Below are 19,524 nucleotides of genomic sequence, written 5' to 3'. Positions count from 1 at the left end.
CGCGCCGATCAGCCGCGCGCCACCAGCCCCAGGCGATTGCCGAACGGGTCCTGGATGGTCGCCTTGTAGCTACCCCAGCCGGTGCGTACAGGCGGTTCGATCACCTCGACCCGTGTGGCCAGGCGATTGAAGATCTGGTCCAGGTCAGTGACCTGCAGGTCGATCATCGTTTTCGTCGAGGGCCTGGCCATGGCCGGGTCCTCGATCAGCCCAAGGCCCGCACCGCGTTGTTCATCGACATCCAGGCTGATCCAGACCGTTGCCGCATACCGACGACTGACACGCAGGCCCAGCACGTCGACGTAGAAGGCTTCGGCGGCGACCAGGTCCGGCACCGCCAGCGTGCAGAAGCACAACGTGGTGTCATTGGGCACTGACCACCTCCCGTGTCTGGGCCTGCAGGTCATGACCGATATGAAACTCGAACTGCACCGGACGCCGGATCAGCGCGCAGACCTGCGACTGGGCGATGCTCTGTGCCAGAGCCTGCTCCAGTTCCTCGACACGCGGCGTCGCCCAACTGCCCAGTGACAGCTTCAGTTCAATGTCCTGCAAATGAACCGGCGTCGGAGCGACGTCACACATGCCACGAATGTCCACCATGGCCCGGGCATCGAGCGTGGCCGTCTCGGGCAGTGGGAAACGCGTGGCCAACTGCTGCAGCACGTCCGCGGCGATCGCCATCAGCAGGTATTCCTGGGGGTTGGGGCCGCAGTCGATACCGGCCAGTTGCTTGGGCTGGTCGATGAGGAAACTGCGGCGGTCACCGGCATCCTGTCGCTGGAAGTCGGCGCGCAATTGAGTGCCGTACAGCCACTGGCAATCGAGCGCGAGCTTCTGTGGCTGATCCAGGGACGCCCCGGCCTCAGCCTGGGCAGGGAACTGCAGGTCCAGCAACGGTTCGCCCGCCGCGCTCACGGTGACCGAAAGCGGCAAGGGCTGGACGAAACTCTGGTGGTTCGGGCTGTGCGACTTGACCGCTTCGATCACGTCCACCACCTCGCTGATTTTCTTGTCGATCATCGAGCGGATCTGGTACCGGACCTGCGGGGCCAGCGTGTCGCCTTCGGTCATGGACGCCCGGGTGGTCATCGACAGGTGACCCACCGTGGTGCGCCGGGCCGAGAACCCGGAGACTGCGGAAACCAGGAAACAGCCGGACAAGGCGATCAGTGCCAGCTCTCGCGGGGTCGCTGCCTCCAGCATGCCATGGGCCGCCAGTGACGACCCTGGGCGCACGGGCACTTCGAAACAGCGCGGCGCCCTGAGCGTCCCGATGGTTGCAGAGTGCACGCCGGCCAGCATGTCGCCGGTGGGCGAGCAACGGGCATAGGCGCCATAGCGAAACAGCGCCTGCTGCGGCTCCCGCTGGACCTCGTGGACGATCTCGCTGAAGCCCGAAATGTTCATGCCGTTTCTCATACGCCGGGCTCCTGCCAGTAGACTTTTTGCAGCGCTTGCTCGAGGTCCGCGCACAGATCCTGCGCATCCTCGATTCCAACCGACAGGCGTATCAACCCCGGCCTGATGCCAATGCGCTCCTGCTGCTCGCGGGTCAGGCCGCTATGCGAAGTGTTAAACGGCAGGCTGATCAACGACTCGATGCCACCCAGGCTGGTGGCGCTGGTGATCAGTTTCAGGTGTTCGAGCAATTGCAGGGCCGCGGCATCGCCACCCTCGACCTCGAAACCGAGCATGCCGCTCACCGCTTCACCGGCGTAGTCGAACAGGTGCCGATGGGCATAGTCCTGCGCGTAGATCGAATACACAGCCTTGACCCGCGGGTGCGCCTCCAGGAAGCGGGTGACCTGCCTGGCGCCCTCGGCATGCGCCTGCATGCGCAACGCCAGGGTCTTCATGCCCCGCTCGAACAGGAAGCACACGAACGGGTCGAGGTTGCCGCCAAAGCGCAGCATCTGCGCCCAGATGCGATCGACCAGCTTGCGACTGCCGGCCACCGCCCCGCAGGTGGTATCACTGTGCCCGTTGAGATACTTGGTGGCCGAATGGATCACCACATCGGCGCCCCACTCCAGTGGCCGGCAACTGATGGGCGTGAGGAAGGTGTTGTCCACGACCAGCAGGATATTGTGCTCCTGGCACAAGGCCGCAATCGCTCTCAGGTCAATGGCCTTCATCAGCGGGTTGGACATCAGCTCGAAGAACACCAGTTGGGTCTGGGGGCCGATCGCCTGGCGAATCTGCTCCAGGTCCAGCGGGTCGACGTAACTGACCGAACGACCGGCCTGGCTGATGTCGGCATGCAGCAAGTTGTAGCTGCCGCCATAGAGGTCATGGGAGGAAATGATGTGGCCGTTGCGGTTGGTCAGGGCGAACAGCGTGCAGGCGATGGCGGCCATACCCGATGACAGCACCAGCGCACTCTCGGCACGCTCCAGCGTGGCCACCTTCAACTGCACCGACCACTGCCCGGGGTTGCCGTAACGGCTGTAGGTCGGGATGTCCCGGACATAACCCTCCAGGAACGACTCGTAGGTCGTCTGGCTGAAGCGAAAGGTGGAACTGGAGAAAATCGGCGTCCCGACGGCCCCGGTAACCGGGTCCTCATAGGTTCCGGCGTGCACGCATAACGTGCTCTGGCCTTCGTCGAGCGTCATGCGCCGATTGTTTTCCATTGCCGGCCCGGCCAGCCGCTGGCGGCTCAGTTGGTTGAGCCAGGGCAACTGATCATTGGTGCCTGGACGATTGGCGAACGTCTCTTGCATCTGTCTGGAGTCTCTCACGCGGCGGCCTCCATAGATCGAGATCCGACATCGCGCCGGGCAGGCCCGGCGTCAGTCCAAATGGGCGACATCAGGCAGTCCTCGCCGGCTGCTTGCTGGCAACAAAGGTTTCCAGACGTTCGAGCGAATCGACCAGGTCGATGGAAAGTTCCTCGTCCTCGATGTTGAAACCGAACTCGGTCTCCACCTGGATCAGCAACTGCAGGGCATCGATCGAGTTCAACCCCAGGCTGCTGATGAGATTGCCCCCCGTCAGCTCCTCGCGGCTCAGTTCCCGGCCCACAGTCGTCGAGAACACCTTGATCAAACGGTCGGTATCGCTCATTTTCACAGCTCCTTGGTGAATGAAATCGTGCATTGGAAAATCGTTGACTCGCGCCGCGACAGTTCGCGACCGATAAAACCCAGGCGGCCCAGGGCGGACATCAGGTCGACCAGGCGCAGGTAGGCGGTCCCTCCATGGGTCAGCCAGTCCAGGCCGACGCCCGCCGCCTCGCCGTCCTGCAGGAAAATCTCATCAACGATGAGCGTTCCGCCGGGCGCCAGGCGCGCCAGAAGCCCGGCCAGATCCTGGGCAACCGGGGCCTGGTGCAGCGTGTTGTCCAGGACGATGACGTCGAAAAGATCGGCCTTGCCGCTCGCCAGGCACGGGTCGATCGCCACGGGGATATCGAGGTCCGGTGGGTTGAGCCCGCCCAGCAGGACGACACGGCTGGCGGCACGGTCCAGACCTGCGCGCTCGAGCAGAACCCGGGTGTAGGTCGCACCCGTGGCACTGACGTCCAGCACCCGCAAGGCACCGGCTCGAACGCGCTGCACACTGCGCCAGGCCAGTTGAGCCAGTAGGCGCTTTTGCGGGCCGGCCACCGCTCGCTGATACGCCTCGCGCAACGCGGCTGGCTGCTCGCCGGCTCGCTCGAACGATCGTTGCCAGGCCCCACGGGCAAGCACCTCGGTCAGGCTACCGGGTTGGTTGTAACCCTGGGCGCTCAGTACCTCGAGGTCCAGCATTGGTGCCAGCGCCTCCAGTCGCGGGGACTCATCGAGCGGCTCACGACTCTCCGAGACCAGTCCGCAGGCGGCGGCGATGTCGAAGGCGCTCGCCAGCATCGAGGCATTGAGCCCCGTGCGCTGGGCAACCTGGTCGATGTTCAGCCCCTGGGCGCTCAACTGGAGTGCACCGCTCTGCCACAGCCCCAGCAGCAGTTGCGAACGCTTGTAGGCCTGTGCGACCGAGGCCAGCGCCTCATTCGAAGCCGGCCGGTAGTGCCGGCTCAGCAAAGGCTTGCCAGTGCTTGCGCGTGGTATCGACACCACGCGCTCGAAGCGATCGGGCACCTTGCCCGCACCCAGGCGCTGCTGGCAGTGAGCACGCAACTGTGCCTCGTCCCAGGCCCGCTCCGCCGACCAGACCACGAACGCGAAAATATGATCATTGCCCACCTGCCGCGACCTGACCGCACGTACCGTGCAGTCGATCACCGCAACGTGGCTCGCGATCACGGAGGCGATCTCGAATGGCGAGATCCAGCGCTCGCCACGGCGAATGGCGCTGCTTTGCCGCCCGACCACGCCGTAGCCGCCAGCGGTCCGCTCGACGATATCGCCAGTGTCATGGACCTTGCCGTTCTCCAGCAGGGTCCGCAACACGAATGGCTCACCCGCCGGCGGTTCATCAAGAACCCGGATCCCGGGCAGCGGGAAGCCGATCGACAAGGCCGGCAGCGGCGCCACACCGCCGAACAAGGCACCACTCTCGGTGCTGCCGTAGTTGCGCGAAAGCCCCACGCCAAAGGCCTGTTCGAATTGGCTGTCCAATACCTGGTCCACCGGACCGGCCCCGGACATGGCCACCTTGAGCCGGGCACATCGCCCACCCGTACCCGCCCGCTGCGCCAGCAACCCGGCAAGCATCGGCGTAAGCACGCAGTGCGTGGCCCGCTCACGCAACGCCTGCTGCGCCAAGCCCAGTTCCATGGGCTTGCAGATCTCGACTCCGGCTCCGGCCAGGATCGCCCCCCATAGCCACCCCAACGCGTAGGCATGGTAGATCGGCGCGACAAACAGCACCCGGTCATCCGGTCCCAGTTGCAACAGGTTGCAGTAGCGCAACCCCTCGTCCCGCCAACTGGACAGCTCGCGAATCACCAGTGACGGTTCACCCGTCGTACCCGAAGTCATCAGGCACAACCCCAGCGGCTGATCGGCCGCCTGCCCGTCGGGTACATCGGGCATGTCGCTCACCAGCAGGTTGCCATCGCCCAGTTGGAGCACCTGCCGTGTGCTGCCACGTACGGCGTAACGCTGCAACTCGTCCGACGGGGTATCGCCCGCCACGAGCAGCGGTGAAAGGCCCCTCTTGAGCACCAGCAGCATCAGCGCGGCATGCTCGACCGTGCTGTCCAGCAGCAGCAGGACACGGCGTGGGCCCCGTTGCGCCAGCTCATCCAGTTGTCGTTCCCAGGCGCTTCGGCGATCGGCAGCGACCGCAGCCACGATCGGCCCCTCGAGCACCGCCTCGAACCACGACTCAAGCACCACGGCGGTAGTCCTCCCTGGCACGTTCGAGCAGGGTCCTGATGACCTGCGGGGCATAGGACGGCGCGCGGCAGAGTTCATCGAGGCTGATGGCATCCTCGAAATACAGGCTCAGGGTGTCCCACGGTGTGAAACAGCCCTTGCAGGCATCCAGACGAGGACGCTCGGCCAGCAGCAGTTGGTAGAACGGCGACCGATTGACCGGTGCCAACGCCTTTTGCCAATCGCCGCTGACCAGGTTGCCCATGTTGTGGAACCAGATATTGGGACACGGCGTGGCGACACCGTCACTGAACGTCGACAGTACCAGACGTGGCAAGTGGCAACGCCAACTGCGCCGACCGTCCCGGTAGAAGCTGCTCAGGCGCTCCAGGTACGCCTTGGGCGGAAGGATTTCGGGATACCGATCCCTCAGTTCGAGCAATTGATCAATATGGACATGCTGCTCGGGTCGGACCTTGAAAGCCTCGCTGTCTGGTCCCCGTACCGGAAAAGGGAACAATTGCGGCGGGTTGTCCGGGAACCGCGCACACCATTCGACGAATTCACGCAGGTAGGGAGCGCTACGGTCGTTGAGCACACCATAGATTTCCAATGGCAGGCCAGCGCGCAATACCATCTCTATGCGATCCATGATCATCTGATGGATACGTGGCGACTGGACGCGGTAGCTGTTGCCGTCGGCATTGCTGCTGTCCAGGGAGATCTGTACCACCACGTTGCCCAACTCGGCCAGGCGCCGGACCTTGACTTCAGTCAATGGCAGGCCATTGGTCTGGACCACCAGCACTTCATGCAACGGGGACATGCGTTCGATGAACGTCATGATGTCCTTGATGATGAAGATCTCGCCCCCGGTGAGCTTGAGCAAGGGGGGACGGAAGCTCTGATTGACGCGCTCGACCACCGCGTGCAGCCGCTGGCCCAGGTCGCTCTCTTCACCGTAGACATCGTGCACCGGCGGCTGGAAGATCAACTTGCCTTCGTGGGAGGACTTCATGTTGCTCTGCCCGGTCAGGCAATAGGCACACCCCAGGTTGCAGGAGTCTTCATTGATGACCAGGTCATTACCCAGCAACTGGCGATGACCGAGAAAGTTGACCGGCTCTGCGTGGCTCATGGTTCAGGCCCCCTTGCTGAACTGGATGTCACGCAGGCTCAACCCGGCGCGGTGAAGTTGCATGCTGATACCCAGTTGCACCTGGCGCAGCTCGCTGAGCTTTTGCCGATAGAACTGCTCCAGCTCGGGGCGCTTGGCGTTCGCATAGCTGTCATCGAGCGCCTCGCGCTCAGCCAGGTCGGTCATCTCGGACACCAGTGCGTAGTTGAACGCACTCATCGCCGCACGCAACTCGGTGGCCTTTGCCTCACCGGCCTCGAGAATCTCAAGGCCCCTTGGAGAGTCGAGCACCGATCGGCGCAGACGGGACATGAACGTGTGCATGACGATGTCGTAGGTTTCGAACTCGAACACTGCCGGCTCTTTCTCGATGATCCCCTCTTCGGCGTACTTCTCGCCGTACAGTAGCGCACTCACGTTCGACAGCTTGAGCACGCGTGGGTCCTCGAAGTCGTAACTCAAGGCATTGAGTGAGACATCGAAATCGTCGTGCAACTTGCCCTCGGCTCGCAGGGTCTCGACCGCCTCCGCCCCCGGGTAGAGTTCCAGGCGCACCGTGTAGCGGCGCAGGTTGTGACCCATGTACTGGCGCAGGAAATCGTTGTTGTCGCGGATCTCCTGGAAGGTCGACCAGGGGTGGTAGGCAATGAAACCAAACGCCACGTAGATACCGGCCCCACGCACCAGCTCGATGGCGCGCTTGTTATCCTCGACCGTAGACTTTTTCTTCCAGCGATCCAGACCGATCTGCGAGCCGGACTCGATCCCGATCAGCACCTTTTCCAGGCCCGATCGATACAACAGGTCGAGGAGCGGTTTATCCTCCTCGTGCCAGTTCTTGGCCTGCATGCAGCAGTTGTAATAGATCTTCATGCCTCGATCGAGGATACCCTGGGCAATGTCGGCGATCCGTTGCTTGGCGAACGGTGCGCCACCCGGATCCTCGAAAGTCGAGTCGACAAAGTCGAAGGTATTGAAGTTGTACCGGTGGTACAGCCGCTCGATCTCGTCGACGATGTTGTCCGGCGTTCGCGCGCGCCAGAGCTTGCCCGGGTTGACCTTGTTGCCCGCATGCGGAGCGTTGCAGAACGTGCAGCGCGCCGTGCAGCCACGGGTAGTCGCCAGCCGCAGGTAGGGCAGCTTCCCGCTGTTGATCTCGAACTGGTCGCGGGCAGGCTCTGGCAGCATGTCAAGCTCCGGGACCGGCTTGCCGATGGGGTTATCGATGACCACACCGCTGCTTTCGCGCCAGCTCAGGCTGGGCACTGTGGTGTAGTCCTTGTGATCCCAGAACGCTTCGACGTAGCGCACCAGAGGTACATCGCCCTCGCCCCGTACCAACGCATCGAGAAACGCCCAGTTGGGGTTGTCCAACAACTTCGAACCCAGGAACGTCGCCAGCGGCCCCCCGGCCAGGAACGCCACCTGCTCGGGCAAGGCCGCCCGCAATGCCGAACCGAAGGCCGTAGCGTGACTGACGGTCACGGTCGTGAGGGAAAAGCCGATCAGGTCGGGAGCGAACGCCACGACCTCTTCGATAGCCAGTTCATCGCCACCGACCACCGGCTTGACCTCCACCACCCGACACTCGGCTCCCAGGTTGCGCAGAATGGCCACCAGGTAGCTGACCCCCAGGTGCTCCGAACTCATCACCAGGTCACCATCGAGCAATACCGGAAAGCACACCCGCATTGGCCTCGGATGCCGGAAGTCGACCGCTGAATGCAACGGGTTGGCTGCGGGTTCCTCGACCACTTGCGCCAGGTTGGTCAGCGGGATCAACCCGGCTGCAGCATTAGTAAACTGTGCACTTTGCATTTAGAAATACCCGATCTGCTGCAGTTGGCCATCCATGAATTGCTGCTCCTGCTCGCTCATGCGTCGTCCGCTCGCGGCCCTACGCCCGTCTTCGCGGACAGGTTCCCGAACGGGGTCGATCAGCCAATGGCCGTCAAGACCTTCGGGTACCGCCAGCCCGAGGTGAGCCAGGATCGTGGGGAAGACATCCTCGATACGCGCCTGGAGGGCGCCATTGGGCGGGAATTTCGGCCCGCGCACGAAGAGCACACCGTCCGGCCGGTGCACACCACGTTGCGCGGGCACGTTCCAGATCGCCCCATTCAGCGAGGGGGTCGGCATCACGGTGAAATCCTTCGGTATGAGCAGGTAGTCCGGAGCTTGGTCCAGGCTATCGCCGGCATAGACTTCGTCACGCTTGACCAAGGTGAACCAGGGCTGCCCCTGCTCGTCCACCAGTTCAGCCAACGCGCCTCGCAAACGCTCCTCGGCCGCTGGCAACTGCGCTTGGTCCAGGTAACCCTGCGCTTCGCGCCCCTGCAGGTTGGCATTGAGCCCGAAGCAACCCGGGGTAGGCATGTAGAAGCTGGTCCGCGACCAGTCGACGGTCCGACGGTAGAGTCCGGGTGCATCGAACCAGGAACGCACGCCTGGATCATCCGAGCCAGTGGTACTCGCCGGTGCGACGGGCTCGTGCCGGCAGGCAAGCAGGTCATGCCCGAGCAGAAACTCATGCATGCTGAAGTCCGCATGGCACAGGCCAAACCCGTGATCGGAAGCCACCATCACCAGGGTGTCGTCATCGGCAAGACTCATGACCTGCCCCAGTGCGCGATCGACTTCGATGTAACAGTCCTCGACTTCCTGCCCCGGACGCTCTTGATCGCCCCAGTAGTAGTGACTGACTCTGTCAACTTCCGTGAACACCACAAACAGTGCATCCACCGGACGAGTTCGCTGCAGAAAGTTGCAGGTTTCCGCACGACCACGAATAAACTTTGCAGCCTGCTCGCAATAATCTTCCTGCCCGCGATACATGGTTACGATATCGGAGTGATAGTGCATATCAGCCTGCATGAGCTCGTGCATCAACTCACTGGGGGCGGTATAGCGCAAGGTTTTTGCCAAGGGCCAACTGATCATGTAACCACCGGCAGGCCCTACCGGAGGATGTGTCATGGGGATGTTATAGACGCCGACTTTCAAGCCTTGGCGTTCCAATGCCAGCCAGCAAGGTTCACGACCGTAATCGGCAGCATTCATGGCCCTGAAGCGGTAGTCCGGCGACTGGGTCGCCCAAAACTGGTAGATGCCATGTTCACCGGGCGAAACACCCGTAAACATGGAGGCCCATCCCGGTGCCGTATGGGGAGGAAAAGTCGATTGCAGGACACCCTGGCCGCCTTGGGCAGCCAAAGCACTGAAGTTGGGAAGCAGGCCGCGCGTCATGAGGTCCTTCATAACCGTGTACGAGGCGCCGTCCACGCCAAAGAACAAAAGCTTCAACTTCTGACTATCCATAGTCCACCTTGAACTCTCGAAAACCAGGCCGACTTGAGCTTAGTTTTTCGACTTATAACCGGACCTTAATTATTTAATTAACTTCCACACTCAAGATCAACCAGACCACACCTGACTGATCATGCTGAAAGAAAATAACACCGAGGGTCAACGGGGACATTTTTTAAATCCAAGAACATGTAACAAAATCATTCGATATTTTAGAAATCAATACAGAGTTTGATTTTTCTGAAACAGTCCAGGCGATAGGCCAATTGTTTAGCACTTGCGTAGTGGTGGACTTCAGGCAACCGCGCGAGGCCGGCCTCGACCTGGCCGATGATTGCCTCGTTTACCGGTTGGCGACCCTCGCGTGGTCTGCGTACCAATACACCCAATACGAAGTCAGCTACGGTCATCTCGCCCAAAGCCAGAACAATCGCAGTTACAGCGTGCAATTGGTACAACCACTGTTGCACTGGCAGAACTGGATTGCCTACCAGCAGGGTCACTTACAACAGCTGCTGGCCGATGCGCAGTTGGAAAAGGAGCACCAGGCGTTGATTCTGCGCTTGGCGCAAGCCTACTTTGCGGTTCTGGCCGCAAAAAATGTCGTCGAGTCGGTTGAGCAACTGCGCATCACCTCCAGCGCCCAACGTGACAGCGCACGCAAACGCTACGAACTGGGCGGTGCGACCATCATCGATGTGCAGGAAGCGCAAGCCAGCTCCGATATCGAGGGCAACACCGACTTCACCAGCAACACCCAGGACCGCATCAGCTCTACCAGCGTGCCGTTGATTGAACCCGCCCATGTCGTGAGCCTGCCCAAAGGCCAAGCCTTCGCCCTGATCGAAGGCGCCAACCTCTGGAAGATCCGTATGCCCCTTCCTGCCCACGATCCCGACGACTGCATGCCCAGGGACCTGCAGACCCTGGCCGCCAACATGCGCAAACGCCACGTCGATGGAGGCGGCGAATTGTGGGTCGGTAGTGGCAGCCGGGGTTCTTCCCATTTCCACGGACACACCGATCAGCAGCTTTTGCCCACTCAGCGCCAAACCAGACAACTCCCTTTCCCTTGAGTGAAATTTCCTAGAAAATCCCGAGCGCTTGTTTTGCGCCTGATCACGGGGCTAGGCTCCGGCTTGTCACTGCCAATTCAGTGACCGGGTTTAGTAGCCCGCCATATGACTAGGCGCGAAGTGCCCCCTTCTGCCAGGCTCGTTTTTCAGCCTTCGCTTTATGGTGGCCGTGCGCAGGGCGCCTTCGTGCGCGCCGGGCCTAGTCACCGGTCTACTAACCTGCGTTCGGCCGCCACCCTATCGTTTAGTAGCGATGGATGCGGCTCTCTCAGTTGACTGACTGGAGTCACGCCACATGTTCAAACCTACCCCCAATCCGCCGGCGAGATCCAACGTCGGAGCCATCGATCCGCGCATCGCCGACCGGGCACTGTCCCACTATGACCTGGGGCCAGAGGCAACACCGAAAGCCGTACCGACGTTTGCTGTCTCTGCGGCAGCCACGCCACCTGGGCAGCCTCCGCTCTCGTTGAACCACGAGGCTACTCTTCTCGACCTCCATTCGATTCTGCAGTCAGCGGCAGCCACGGCCTACGAGAACGCCGACAACCAGACCGGCTCGAATCGCAAGGTGGCGATGGGTGTGGTGCACCTGATAGAGCTGGCGCAACTGAGGATGGATTCGATGCTGGAGAAGTCGATCGTCTGTGCCAATGGCTGACGTCATTCTGCCGTGGAGCGGGAAGCCCAGCGTCCCGTTTTTTGCCCAGCAGCAAGAGGTGCTCGGTGCGGATCAGTACCAACTCCTGGAGCAATGTATGCACGGCCTGGTCTTCCAATGACAACGTGCTGTATCACCTGTATGGGCAGCAGATTTGAGTAGAATTGCCCCTTGCTCCACGATCCTGGTCGCGCCGATGTCCGAACACCCCAACCCAAACGTATCACCCGTAACCACCCAGCCACGACGCTTCCGACGGCCACGCTGGCTGGAGTGGCGACAACGCCTGGCGTTCTGGGTCGGCGCGCTGCTGGTGGGCCTGGTCGCGCTGGCCTTCGCCTGGCTGGCGGACCAATCCTTCGCTCTGTTTAAGCACATGCTCGGCGTCGCCTCCTGGCTGCCGCTGCTGGTCACCCCGGCGGGCTTCGCCCTGTTGGCCTGGATCACCCAGCGCTGGCTCGTTCAGGCCAGGGGCAGCGGCATACCCCAAGTAATTGCCGCACTGGAGTCGCCCTCGCGGCGCTTGCGCGCCAGGGTGCTAGCGTTACCGGTTGCCGCCGCGCGAATGCTCTTCACCCTGGCCGCCCTGCTGGTCGGTGGCTCGGTGGGCCGCGAAGGGCCTACGGTGCACGTCGGCGCCGCCATCATCTATGCCTTCGGTCGACGTCTGGGCCTGCACGGCAGGCGCACCATCGCAGGACTGATTCTCGCCGGCGCCGCCGCCGGCATCGCTGCAGCTTTCAACACGCCGCTGGCAGGTATCGTTTTCGCCATCGAGGAACTCAGCCGCACCTTCGAGCAACGCTTCAGCGGCCTAGTGCTGACAGCGGTTCTAATCGGCGGATCCATCACCCTCGGCCTGATGGGCCACTACTCGTACTTCGGTGAGATCGGCGGCAGCCTGCCGGCCGGCTGGGGCTGGAGCGAAGTGCCAGCCTGCGCCCTGCTCGGCGGCCTGCTGGGCGGGCTCTACGTCAAACTGGTGCTCCCCACCCAGGCCGGCTGGCTTGGCCGCATGTGCCGGCTGCGCGAGCGCTTCCCGGTACCCTTCGCCGCCGCCTGCGGCCTGTTGCTGGCGCTGCTGGGGCTGGTCTCCGGCAACCATGTGTTTGGTACCGGCTACGAAGAAACCCGCGCCCTGCTCGAAGGCCACCCGATGACCGGGCAGGACTTCCTGCTGTGGAAGTTTCTGGCCAACGTGGTGTCCTATCTCTCCGGGATTCCTGGCGGCCTCTTCTCGCCCTCGCTGAGCATAGGCGCGGCTTTCGCCCCGCTGCTGTCGTTGCTGCCCAACCTCAACCCACAGACCTGTGCGCTGCTGGGCATGGGCGCCTACCTCGCTGGCGTGACCCGCTCGCCGCTGACCGCCTCGGTGATCGTGCTGGAACTATCCCACAGTCCCGACCTGCTCATCCCTATGCTGGCCGCCACGGTCATGGCCGCCACCATTTCCGGCTGGATCGCCCCGGTCTCGCTGTACCACGCGCTGGCCCGGCAGCTGCTGGACAAAATCGCACCGAGCAACCCTTGATCCGTGTATCGCCATCTCGGTGGTGATCGATGAGCGCAGCCGCGGCGATTACTTGGGTGCCAAGGTTGCCGCACGGGTGTTCCGTCGCGTGAGTTGCCGGGTGCCAGGGGCTGCTTTGGGTCGATGTAGCCTGTCGCGACAGGCTGCAATCGACCAACGCAGACCTTCGCATGAGTCTGAAAAATGAGGCGCCTATAAAAGTCAGTGACGATTGAGTGAGCCTAAAGATGTAATGGCTCTGATACACAAGAATTGTCAGACGGCGCACATTATCTGCGCGACTGAGTAACAAGCGCCAAAGCATCTGCCCCCGCTGCAAAACGCAGTTGCCCGGACGTATCGTGTGCCGCACGCCAGACGCCTTCGGCTACGTCCTGCTCGAGGGTGTATTGGCCGCTGCCCAACTCGGCGAAAATCGCCTGGGCCATTGGCGCGTAGTCGGCAGGAATCATCCCTGCCATGCGCTCGCTGGCGTTTTCGCTGAAGCGAGTAGTGGGGGCGTAGCCGGGTTCCACCAACTTGGCGCTCACATTGAAGGCCGCCAGTTCCAGGGCCAATGAGCCGGTAAACCCTTCAATCGCCTGCTTGCTGGCGGTGTAGGCGGCGACCAGTGGCATGGGCGCCAGGGTCGCGCTGCTGGTGACGTTGATCACTACCCCAGAGCGACGGGCGCGCATTTGCGGGATCACCGCCTGGGTCATGGCTATCGGTCCGAAGGTGTTGGTTTCAAAAATCTCCCGCACTGCGGTCATGGGCGTGGCCTCCAGCGCGCCGAACAGGCCGATACCGGCGTTGTTGACCAACACATCAATAGTCCCGCTGGCCTCAATGGCAGCGGCGATGCTGTGGGGCTGGGTCACGTCCAGCGCGAGGATGCGCAGGCGCTCCGAAGAGGGCAACAGCGTGTTCTGTGGCCTGCGCATGGTGGCGATCACGTTCCAGCCTTGGGAGAGGAAATAGCGCGCGGTTTCAAGGCCGTAGCCGGAGGAGCAGCCAGTGATAAGGACGGTTTTCATGAGGTATTCCAGGCAGTGAGTCTGGTGAAAACGATAACCCTACCCTACTGGACTCACTATAATCGGCTGTCCACATTTCATTCGCAGGAGTCCATTTATGGGCGACCCGCTGTCCGATGTCATCGCGCTGCTCAAGCCGCGTGCGGTGTTTTCCAAAATCATCAGCGGCGCCGGGACTTGGGGCGTGCGCTACTCCGAATTTGGCTTACCCAGCTTTTGCGCGGTGCTGGAAGGCAGTTGCCGGCTTGCCATCGACGGCCAGCCTGAGCTAGTCCTGGAAGCGGGGGATTTTTTGCTGCTGTCCAAGACACCCGCGTTCACCCTCTCGGGGTTCGCACCCGTGCAGCCGTTGGCAATGGTGCCCGTGTATGGCAATACCCATCCCGATGAACTGCGCCACGGCGACCCCGACGCACCGGCCGATGTGCGCCTGTTGGGCGGGCATTTCGACTTCGAGACCCCCGAAGCCTCCCTATTGGTAGCGATGTTGCCGGCACGGGTGCATGTGCGCGGTGTCGAACGCTTGACGACCTTGGTGCGCCTGCTGCGAGAAGAGTCTATGGCGCAGGCGGTCGGGCACCAGTTGATCCTCACGCGGCTGGTGGAAGTGTTGCTGATCGAGGCCCTGCGCTCGATCCCGCCGGAGCAAACGCCCCAAGGCTTACTGCGCGGCCTGGCTGATCCTCGGCTGGCCAAGGCCCTGCGCCAGATGCATGGCGACATTGCCTACGGCTGGACAGTCCCAGAGTTGGCCCAGGTGGCCATGCTTTCCCGTTCGGCTTTTTTCAAACGCTTCATGACCACCCTGGGCCAGTCGCCGATGGAGTACCTGCTAGGCTGGCGCATGACCGTGGCCAAGGACCTGCTGCGTCACACGCAAATGGGGATGGTTGAGGTAGCGGAGGGCGTGGGGTATCGGTCCGCCAGTGCGTTCAGCACTGCGTTTACCCGGCATGTGGGGACGCCGCCACGTCAATACGCCAGAGGCGCTAGCCGCTAGTTTTCATGAACGACTATCAAGTTCAGTCCTTTGAAAAACAGCGGCCTGAATCGAGTCTCTTGTCTGGACAGATCTGGCCGGCAGTTTGTGGCCGAGTGCAGCCCCTCGGGGTAGCACGCGAGGGCTAAGAAGGAACGTATCGGAAGAGTAGTATGACAAACAGCAAAAAGCCGCAACACTGCACGATCTGCGCACGCCTACTCGACAATCCGCAAGATCCGCTATCAGGCAATACCGGCGGGGATTGCTAGGGATGCATAGGCGCTATCGAGGCGCAAATGGGATGCGCAGAGTCGCTCGACTACGTACTGTAGTGGTCAAAAACTCCCGGACACAGAATTGAGTTTTTCTTCCGCAACCGCCGGCGGTGCGAAGCCGTTGTGCTGATGCGGCCGTGTCCAGTTGTACCGCTGCATGAGGTAAGCGAGCCGGTTCCCGTCCATCATCATGGTCAGGGCCCCCTTGATCATACGCAACGCTGCATGATGAGGCCCAAGCTCTATGGGAGCGCAAGGTCCGCATCGCAGCGAGCTCACTGTCGTATCGATCGAGAAACTATTCGACGTGCCTGCCGACTGGCTTTATAGTTCCGTTTAGTGGAACAGATGTGACCCGTATGAGCGAATACGAAGTGAATGAGCATGGCGTTCCTCAGTATCCCAAGGGGCATGCTGGACGGCTGTTTGTGACCCTGGCCGCGATCGACCGCCTGGAGCGTGCGACGACTACCAGCGTTGCGGCGTTGACGGGGCTTAGCAAAGGCAAGATTGACGACTACGTGCGAGTACTCAACCTAGAGTTCGGCACACGTATTGTGAAGCAAGGTCCCGAATTTCGTATTGAGTCTTGGGGAGAGGTGTTGAAGCGAGCCGGTGTCAGAAAGGCTCTTCAGGCCCCCTTTGACGGGGCAAACCCGACGCCTACTGAAGCTCAGAATGATCGACAGGAAACCTCATGAATATCAAGAAGCTGCACATAAAAGGCTTTAAGAGCTTGGCTGATTTTCAGCTTAAGGATGTCTCGCCGTTTCTGGTATTTGCAGGTGCCAATGGCTCTGGGAAAAGCAACATTGCCGATGCTCTGGCATTCATGGGGGCAGTCGTTAAATTCGGTGCGTCACAGGCCAGGACGCAGTTTGGAGGCTTTTCTCAGATTCACTGTTACAAGTACCGCAAGGAGCTGCGCACCAGCATCAGTTTCTCCATGGAGGTTGAGCTGGATGGCAACCTCCACGATTACAGCCTCACGATCCGCTCCCTGGACAAGAAACCTCAGTTGGCAGAGATGTTGAAGGTGGATGGCAAACTGTTGATTGATCGACGTCCGGGGGCGGATTTAAAAGTCCAAATGGGCGAGTCGACGGGTCTCCAAAGCCTGCCTGACTACCCGCAGGATCTGGCGGCACTGATGCTGTTGGGGCAGAGTCCACTTCGTGCGTTTTTGACCAATACCAAGGTGTTCCGTATTGATCCGATGGCGGCGAAGGAGCCGGATAGTTCGACCACCGATACCACCGAGCTGGACACTCAAGGGAAGAATGTTGCGTCCATGCTGACTGTCCTTGAGAAGGACCCTGATTTCAGGGACCAAGTCCTGGAATGGATGGAGCTGATCGTCCCCGGAATGGAAAGCCTCTCCACTGAGAAGCAACGCTTGGATGGATCGACGGTCATTACGGTGGGGCTAACCTGCTACCCCATAACATCGAAGCGTTTGTCGATCGACTGGATGAAGCGGGTGCGCAAGAGATTTTCATCCTCACGGACTTGGAGGATGAAGCTCATGTGCAGACGGTCAGAGACCGGGTGTCCCATCAGCGCATTCGCTTTGCGTTTGTGGCCGTCAAGGCACTGGAGGCTTGGTTCCTGGCAGACACCCAGGCCATGAACGCCTGGCTGAAAACTGATGATTTTTTGAAGAAGCGCCGGAGCAAACAGCAGAAAAACCCTGGGAGAGAGTCAAGCAGGTTGCTGCACAGCGAGGTGCTCGAGGGCCTGGCAGCAAAGTCGCTCTTGCCAAAAAGGCTGTCACACACTGGGGATTCAGCGTCGAGCACTCATCGGCTCACCCTTCCTGCCCCAGTGCACGGGAGCTGATTGAATTCCTTCGCAATAACCGGTGACCGCCCAGTGCCAGACGTGACGATGCACTGGCTCGAGGCCGTATGACCTGTCGTAAACCGCAAGCTGCTTTGGCGAGTTTGCGACCCTTGGGGCTTGCTTGCATCCCCATGCCTCTGGCCCGTCCGGGGCCGGCTCGCTCCGCTTGCTTGGGACGACTCCGAGACAACGGATGCCAAAAGCCTGGTGATTAATCCGCACTGGGTTCACGAAGGTTAAGTCAAGCTGTTCTATCAGAATAAGATCAAGAAAGCCGCTCAAACAACGGCAACCCATTTATCTGAGGCCGAGCAAATAAATAACCTTGCATCAAATCAATACCCAGCGCCACCAAAGCTTGGCTCTCTTCGTCAGTCTCAATCCCTTCGGCAATAAGCGTAATGCCCAATCGCTTGGCCACCAATACGATGCCGGCGACGATGGCTTGGCGAACCAAATCCTGATTGATTCCCCGAGTGAGTGCCATATCTAGCTTGAGTACAGCAGGCTGAAACTCTGCGAGTAGATTCAGCCCTGAGTAACCCGAGCCAAAGTCATCTATTGCAGTGGTGAAGCCCTGTCGCTCGTACTCCTTGAAGATTGACTTCAAGTGCTCGGTGTCTTCGATCCGCTCGCCCTCGGTCACTTCGAACATGAGCAGGTTGGCGGGGAAGTTGAATGTTCGAGTTGCCTCTAAGGTAGCCCGAATGCAAGTGTTGGCACGGTAGACGGCATTTGGCAGAAAGTTGATGCTCAACTTACAGTCTGTCTGCCGCCCCAACCCCAGTGCAGCCGCTTGCTCGATGGCTTTCACGCGACAGGCCTGATCAAAGCGGTACAAATTGTCGGGGGATACCTTGGCCAAAATTTCCCCAGCGCTTTCGCCCTTCAGACCGCGAACCAGTGCCTCATAGGCGAACGGTCTGCCTGAGGGCACATGGATTATGGGCTGGAATGCCATGATAATTTCGAAATCCAGGCTGGCAAGATCACGACATTGGGAGCAACCAATCGCTAAAAAGGGCTGGGGAAAAACAGGCTTGCTCATAGAATATCGTCGAGATCAGGAAGTATGTCTGTGCAGGATGCTCGAATATGCACATTAAGCCAATCTCTTCCCGTCCAATCCATCGACGGATGGACTGACTGCCCAAACGTTTTCTGCCTTGTGCGATCGATAGTCGACGACGGTTCGATACAGAGGGTCAGCATAACGTGGTGACCAGGATCTTGCCGACATGGGCCATGGCGTTGCGCATGAAGTGCACGCGGCAGCGCTGCCAGGTGGTGTGGAAAACCTTGGAAACGGCGGCCTTGAGGCCTTCGTGGGCATCGGAGATCACCAGCCTTACGTCCCGCAGGCCCCGTCGCATCAGGCTGCGCAGGAAGTCCGTCCAGAACGGCTCTGCCTCCGATGGACCGACCCGCATGCCCAGGATTTCACGCCCACCATTGGTGTTCACGGCCACGGCGATTATGACGGCGACCGAAACGATACGCCCGGCCTCCCGCACTTTGACGTAGGTCGCGTCGATCCAGAGGTAGGGCCAGTCGCCTTCGAGGGGGCGGTCGAGAAAGGCGTGGACGCGTTCGTCGATCTCGCCAGCCAGCCGTGACACCTGGCTCTTGGAGATGCCGGTCATGCCCATGGCCTTGACCAGTTCATCGACCGAACGCGTCGAGACGCCTTGGATGTAAGCCTCCTGAATGACCGCTACCATGGCCTTTTCGGCAGTGCGCCGTGGCTCCAGGAAGCCTGGGAAATAGCTGCCTTGGCGCAGCTTGGGAATCTTCAGATCAACATCACCGGTGCGGGTTTGCCAGAGGCGATCACGGTAGCCGTTGCGGCTGTTTGTCCGGTCAGGGCTTTTGACGTCGAAGCCGGCGTTGCACAGGCCTTCGACATCGAACTCCATCATGCGCTAGGCAACGAACTGGATCATTTGCCTGAGCAGATCAGCATCTGCCCCTTTCTCAACCAACTCGGTCAATGCGATAGTGGGCTTGGGCATCGTGGTTTCCCTGGTGTTCGTTAGGTCTTCGCAAACTCAACGTTAGCCAAGAACCACGATGACCATCCTCTTTCGCCCGCAGGGCGCCTTCGGTTGGTTCAGTTACACCACTTCTCGGGACACGATCATCAGAAAGCGGAACAGTTGTACGCGACATAAGGGTACACCCCCTTTATCGAACTGGCTGTTGTACCCCTAAAACGACTGGATTTCCGTGAATGAGTCTGGAATCCGATGGACCGTAAAAACGAAAAAACCCGCCAGAAGGCAGGTTTTTCAAGGCTTCCAGAGATCCTGCAAGCTTTCTATGGAATGTCAAATGGTGCCCGAAGCCGGGGTCGAACCGGCACGTCCTTACGAACGGGGGATTTTAAGTCCCATGCGTCTACCAATTTCGCCATTCGGGCGGCAGCGCGGTGAA

Annotated in this window: 16 protein-coding genes, 1 tRNA gene and 1 pseudogene; 6 read left to right on the top strand and 12 right to left on the bottom strand. The window is 60.6% G+C overall.

The window, feature by feature from the left end:
• Positions 1-8 precede the first annotated feature (8 nt).
• From ACMGT0_RS14105 to ACMGT0_RS14070, 8 genes are all read right to left on the bottom strand, one after another.
• The gene (locus tag ACMGT0_RS14105; protein ID WP_054057965.1) at positions 9-374 is read right to left on the bottom strand and encodes a VOC family protein; all 366 of its coding nucleotides are present in this window, start codon (positions 372-374) and stop codon (positions 9-11) included.
• Positions 364-1,422, bottom strand: a complete 1,059-nt coding sequence (locus ACMGT0_RS14100; protein ID WP_054057964.1) for an OsmC family protein — start codon at positions 1,420-1,422, stop codon at positions 364-366. Before ACMGT0_RS14100 ends, ACMGT0_RS14105 begins: the two co-directional genes overlap by 11 nt.
• Entirely contained in the window at positions 1,419-2,744 is a 1,326-nt protein-coding gene (locus ACMGT0_RS14095) for a trans-sulfuration enzyme family protein (protein ID WP_416773095.1), read from the bottom strand. Before ACMGT0_RS14095 ends, ACMGT0_RS14100 begins: the two co-directional genes overlap by 4 nt.
• Before the next feature lie 70 nt (positions 2,745-2,814).
• Positions 2,815-3,069: an acyl carrier protein gene (locus ACMGT0_RS14090; RefSeq protein ID WP_054057962.1), complete on the bottom strand. Its 255-nt coding sequence runs from the start codon at positions 3,067-3,069 to the stop codon at positions 2,815-2,817.
• Between the two features lie 2 nt (positions 3,070-3,071).
• Positions 3,072-5,306 carry a class I adenylate-forming enzyme family protein gene (locus ACMGT0_RS14085; RefSeq protein WP_160320655.1) on the bottom strand — a complete coding sequence of 745 codons (2,235 nt, stop codon included), beginning with the start codon at positions 5,304-5,306 and terminating at the stop codon, positions 3,072-3,074.
• Positions 5,275-6,402 (bottom strand): radical SAM protein, encoded by a 1,128-nt coding sequence (locus ACMGT0_RS14080; RefSeq protein WP_054062418.1) that lies wholly within the window; start codon positions 6,400-6,402, stop codon positions 5,275-5,277. Before ACMGT0_RS14080 ends, ACMGT0_RS14085 begins: the two co-directional genes overlap by 32 nt.
• Before the next feature lie 3 nt (positions 6,403-6,405).
• Complete coding sequence (locus ACMGT0_RS14075) at positions 6,406-8,220, bottom strand: B12-binding domain-containing radical SAM protein (protein WP_081005934.1); 1,815 nt, start codon at positions 8,218-8,220, stop codon at positions 6,406-6,408.
• Entirely contained in the window at positions 8,221-9,720 is a 1,500-nt protein-coding gene (locus ACMGT0_RS14070) for an alkaline phosphatase family protein (protein WP_416773093.1), read from the bottom strand.
• A gap of 272 nt (positions 9,721-9,992) precedes the next feature.
• Between ACMGT0_RS14070 and ACMGT0_RS14065 the strand changes: the two genes are divergently transcribed.
• From ACMGT0_RS14065 to ACMGT0_RS14055, 3 genes are all read left to right on the top strand, one after another.
• A complete protein-coding gene (locus ACMGT0_RS14065) occupies positions 9,993-10,784 on the top strand; it encodes a TolC family protein (protein ID WP_416773479.1) in 792 nt (263 codons plus the stop codon).
• Between the two features lie 295 nt (positions 10,785-11,079).
• A complete protein-coding gene (locus ACMGT0_RS14060; protein ID WP_416773091.1) occupies positions 11,080-11,445 on the top strand; it encodes a DUF6124 family protein in 366 nt (121 codons plus the stop codon).
• Positions 11,446-11,641: 196 nt separating this feature from the next.
• Positions 11,642-12,976 carry a chloride channel protein gene (locus ACMGT0_RS14055; protein WP_416769518.1) on the top strand — a complete coding sequence of 445 codons (1,335 nt, stop codon included), beginning with the start codon at positions 11,642-11,644 and terminating at the stop codon, positions 12,974-12,976.
• 269 nt (positions 12,977-13,245) lie between these two features.
• Here ACMGT0_RS14055 and ACMGT0_RS14050 read toward each other — a convergent pair whose 3' ends face one another.
• On the bottom strand, positions 13,246-13,992 hold the full coding sequence (locus ACMGT0_RS14050) for an SDR family oxidoreductase (RefSeq protein ID WP_416773089.1): 747 nt from the start codon (positions 13,990-13,992) through the stop codon (positions 13,246-13,248).
• A gap of 97 nt (positions 13,993-14,089) precedes the next feature.
• On the opposite strand from ACMGT0_RS14050, the gene ACMGT0_RS14045 reads away from it, so the two are divergent.
• The 3 genes from ACMGT0_RS14045 (at position 14,090) to ACMGT0_RS14035 (ending at position 16,879) form a co-directional block, all read left to right on the top strand.
• Positions 14,090-14,992 carry an AraC family transcriptional regulator gene (locus ACMGT0_RS14045; RefSeq protein ID WP_054064909.1) on the top strand — a complete coding sequence of 301 codons (903 nt, stop codon included), beginning with the start codon at positions 14,090-14,092 and terminating at the stop codon, positions 14,990-14,992.
• A 616-nt stretch (positions 14,993-15,608) separates the two neighbouring features.
• The gene (locus tag ACMGT0_RS14040; protein ID WP_206542439.1) at positions 15,609-15,950 is read left to right on the top strand and encodes a hypothetical protein; all 342 of its coding nucleotides are present in this window, start codon (positions 15,609-15,611) and stop codon (positions 15,948-15,950) included.
• Entirely contained in the window at positions 15,947-16,879 is a 933-nt protein-coding gene (locus ACMGT0_RS14035; RefSeq protein WP_416773087.1) for an AAA family ATPase, read from the top strand. The genes ACMGT0_RS14040 and ACMGT0_RS14035 overlap by 4 nt, the downstream gene beginning before the upstream one ends.
• 477 nt (positions 16,880-17,356) lie before the next feature.
• Here the strand turns inward: ACMGT0_RS14035 and ACMGT0_RS14030 are convergent, their stop codons facing one another.
• The 3 genes and pseudogenes from ACMGT0_RS14030 to ACMGT0_RS14020 form a co-directional block, all read right to left on the bottom strand.
• Complete coding sequence (locus ACMGT0_RS14030) at positions 17,357-18,139, bottom strand: EAL domain-containing protein (protein WP_054057952.1); 783 nt, start codon at positions 18,137-18,139, stop codon at positions 17,357-17,359.
• A 181-nt stretch (positions 18,140-18,320) separates the two neighbouring features.
• Positions 18,321-19,103: pseudogene (locus tag ACMGT0_RS14025) on the bottom strand (IS256 family transposase); the annotation flags it as partial.
• Between the two features lie 320 nt (positions 19,104-19,423).
• Positions 19,424-19,510, bottom strand: a tRNA-Leu gene (locus tag ACMGT0_RS14020).
• Positions 19,511-19,524 lie beyond the last annotated feature (14 nt).

The sequence above is a fragment of the Pseudomonas sp. RHF3.3-3 genome (assembly GCF_048069595.1).
GTDB lineage: Bacteria > Pseudomonadota > Gammaproteobacteria > Pseudomonadales > Pseudomonadaceae > Aquipseudomonas > Aquipseudomonas fuscovaginae_B.
The sequence above is the reverse complement of the archived record's forward strand: the minus strand, read 5'-3'. Positions and strand labels throughout refer to the sequence as shown.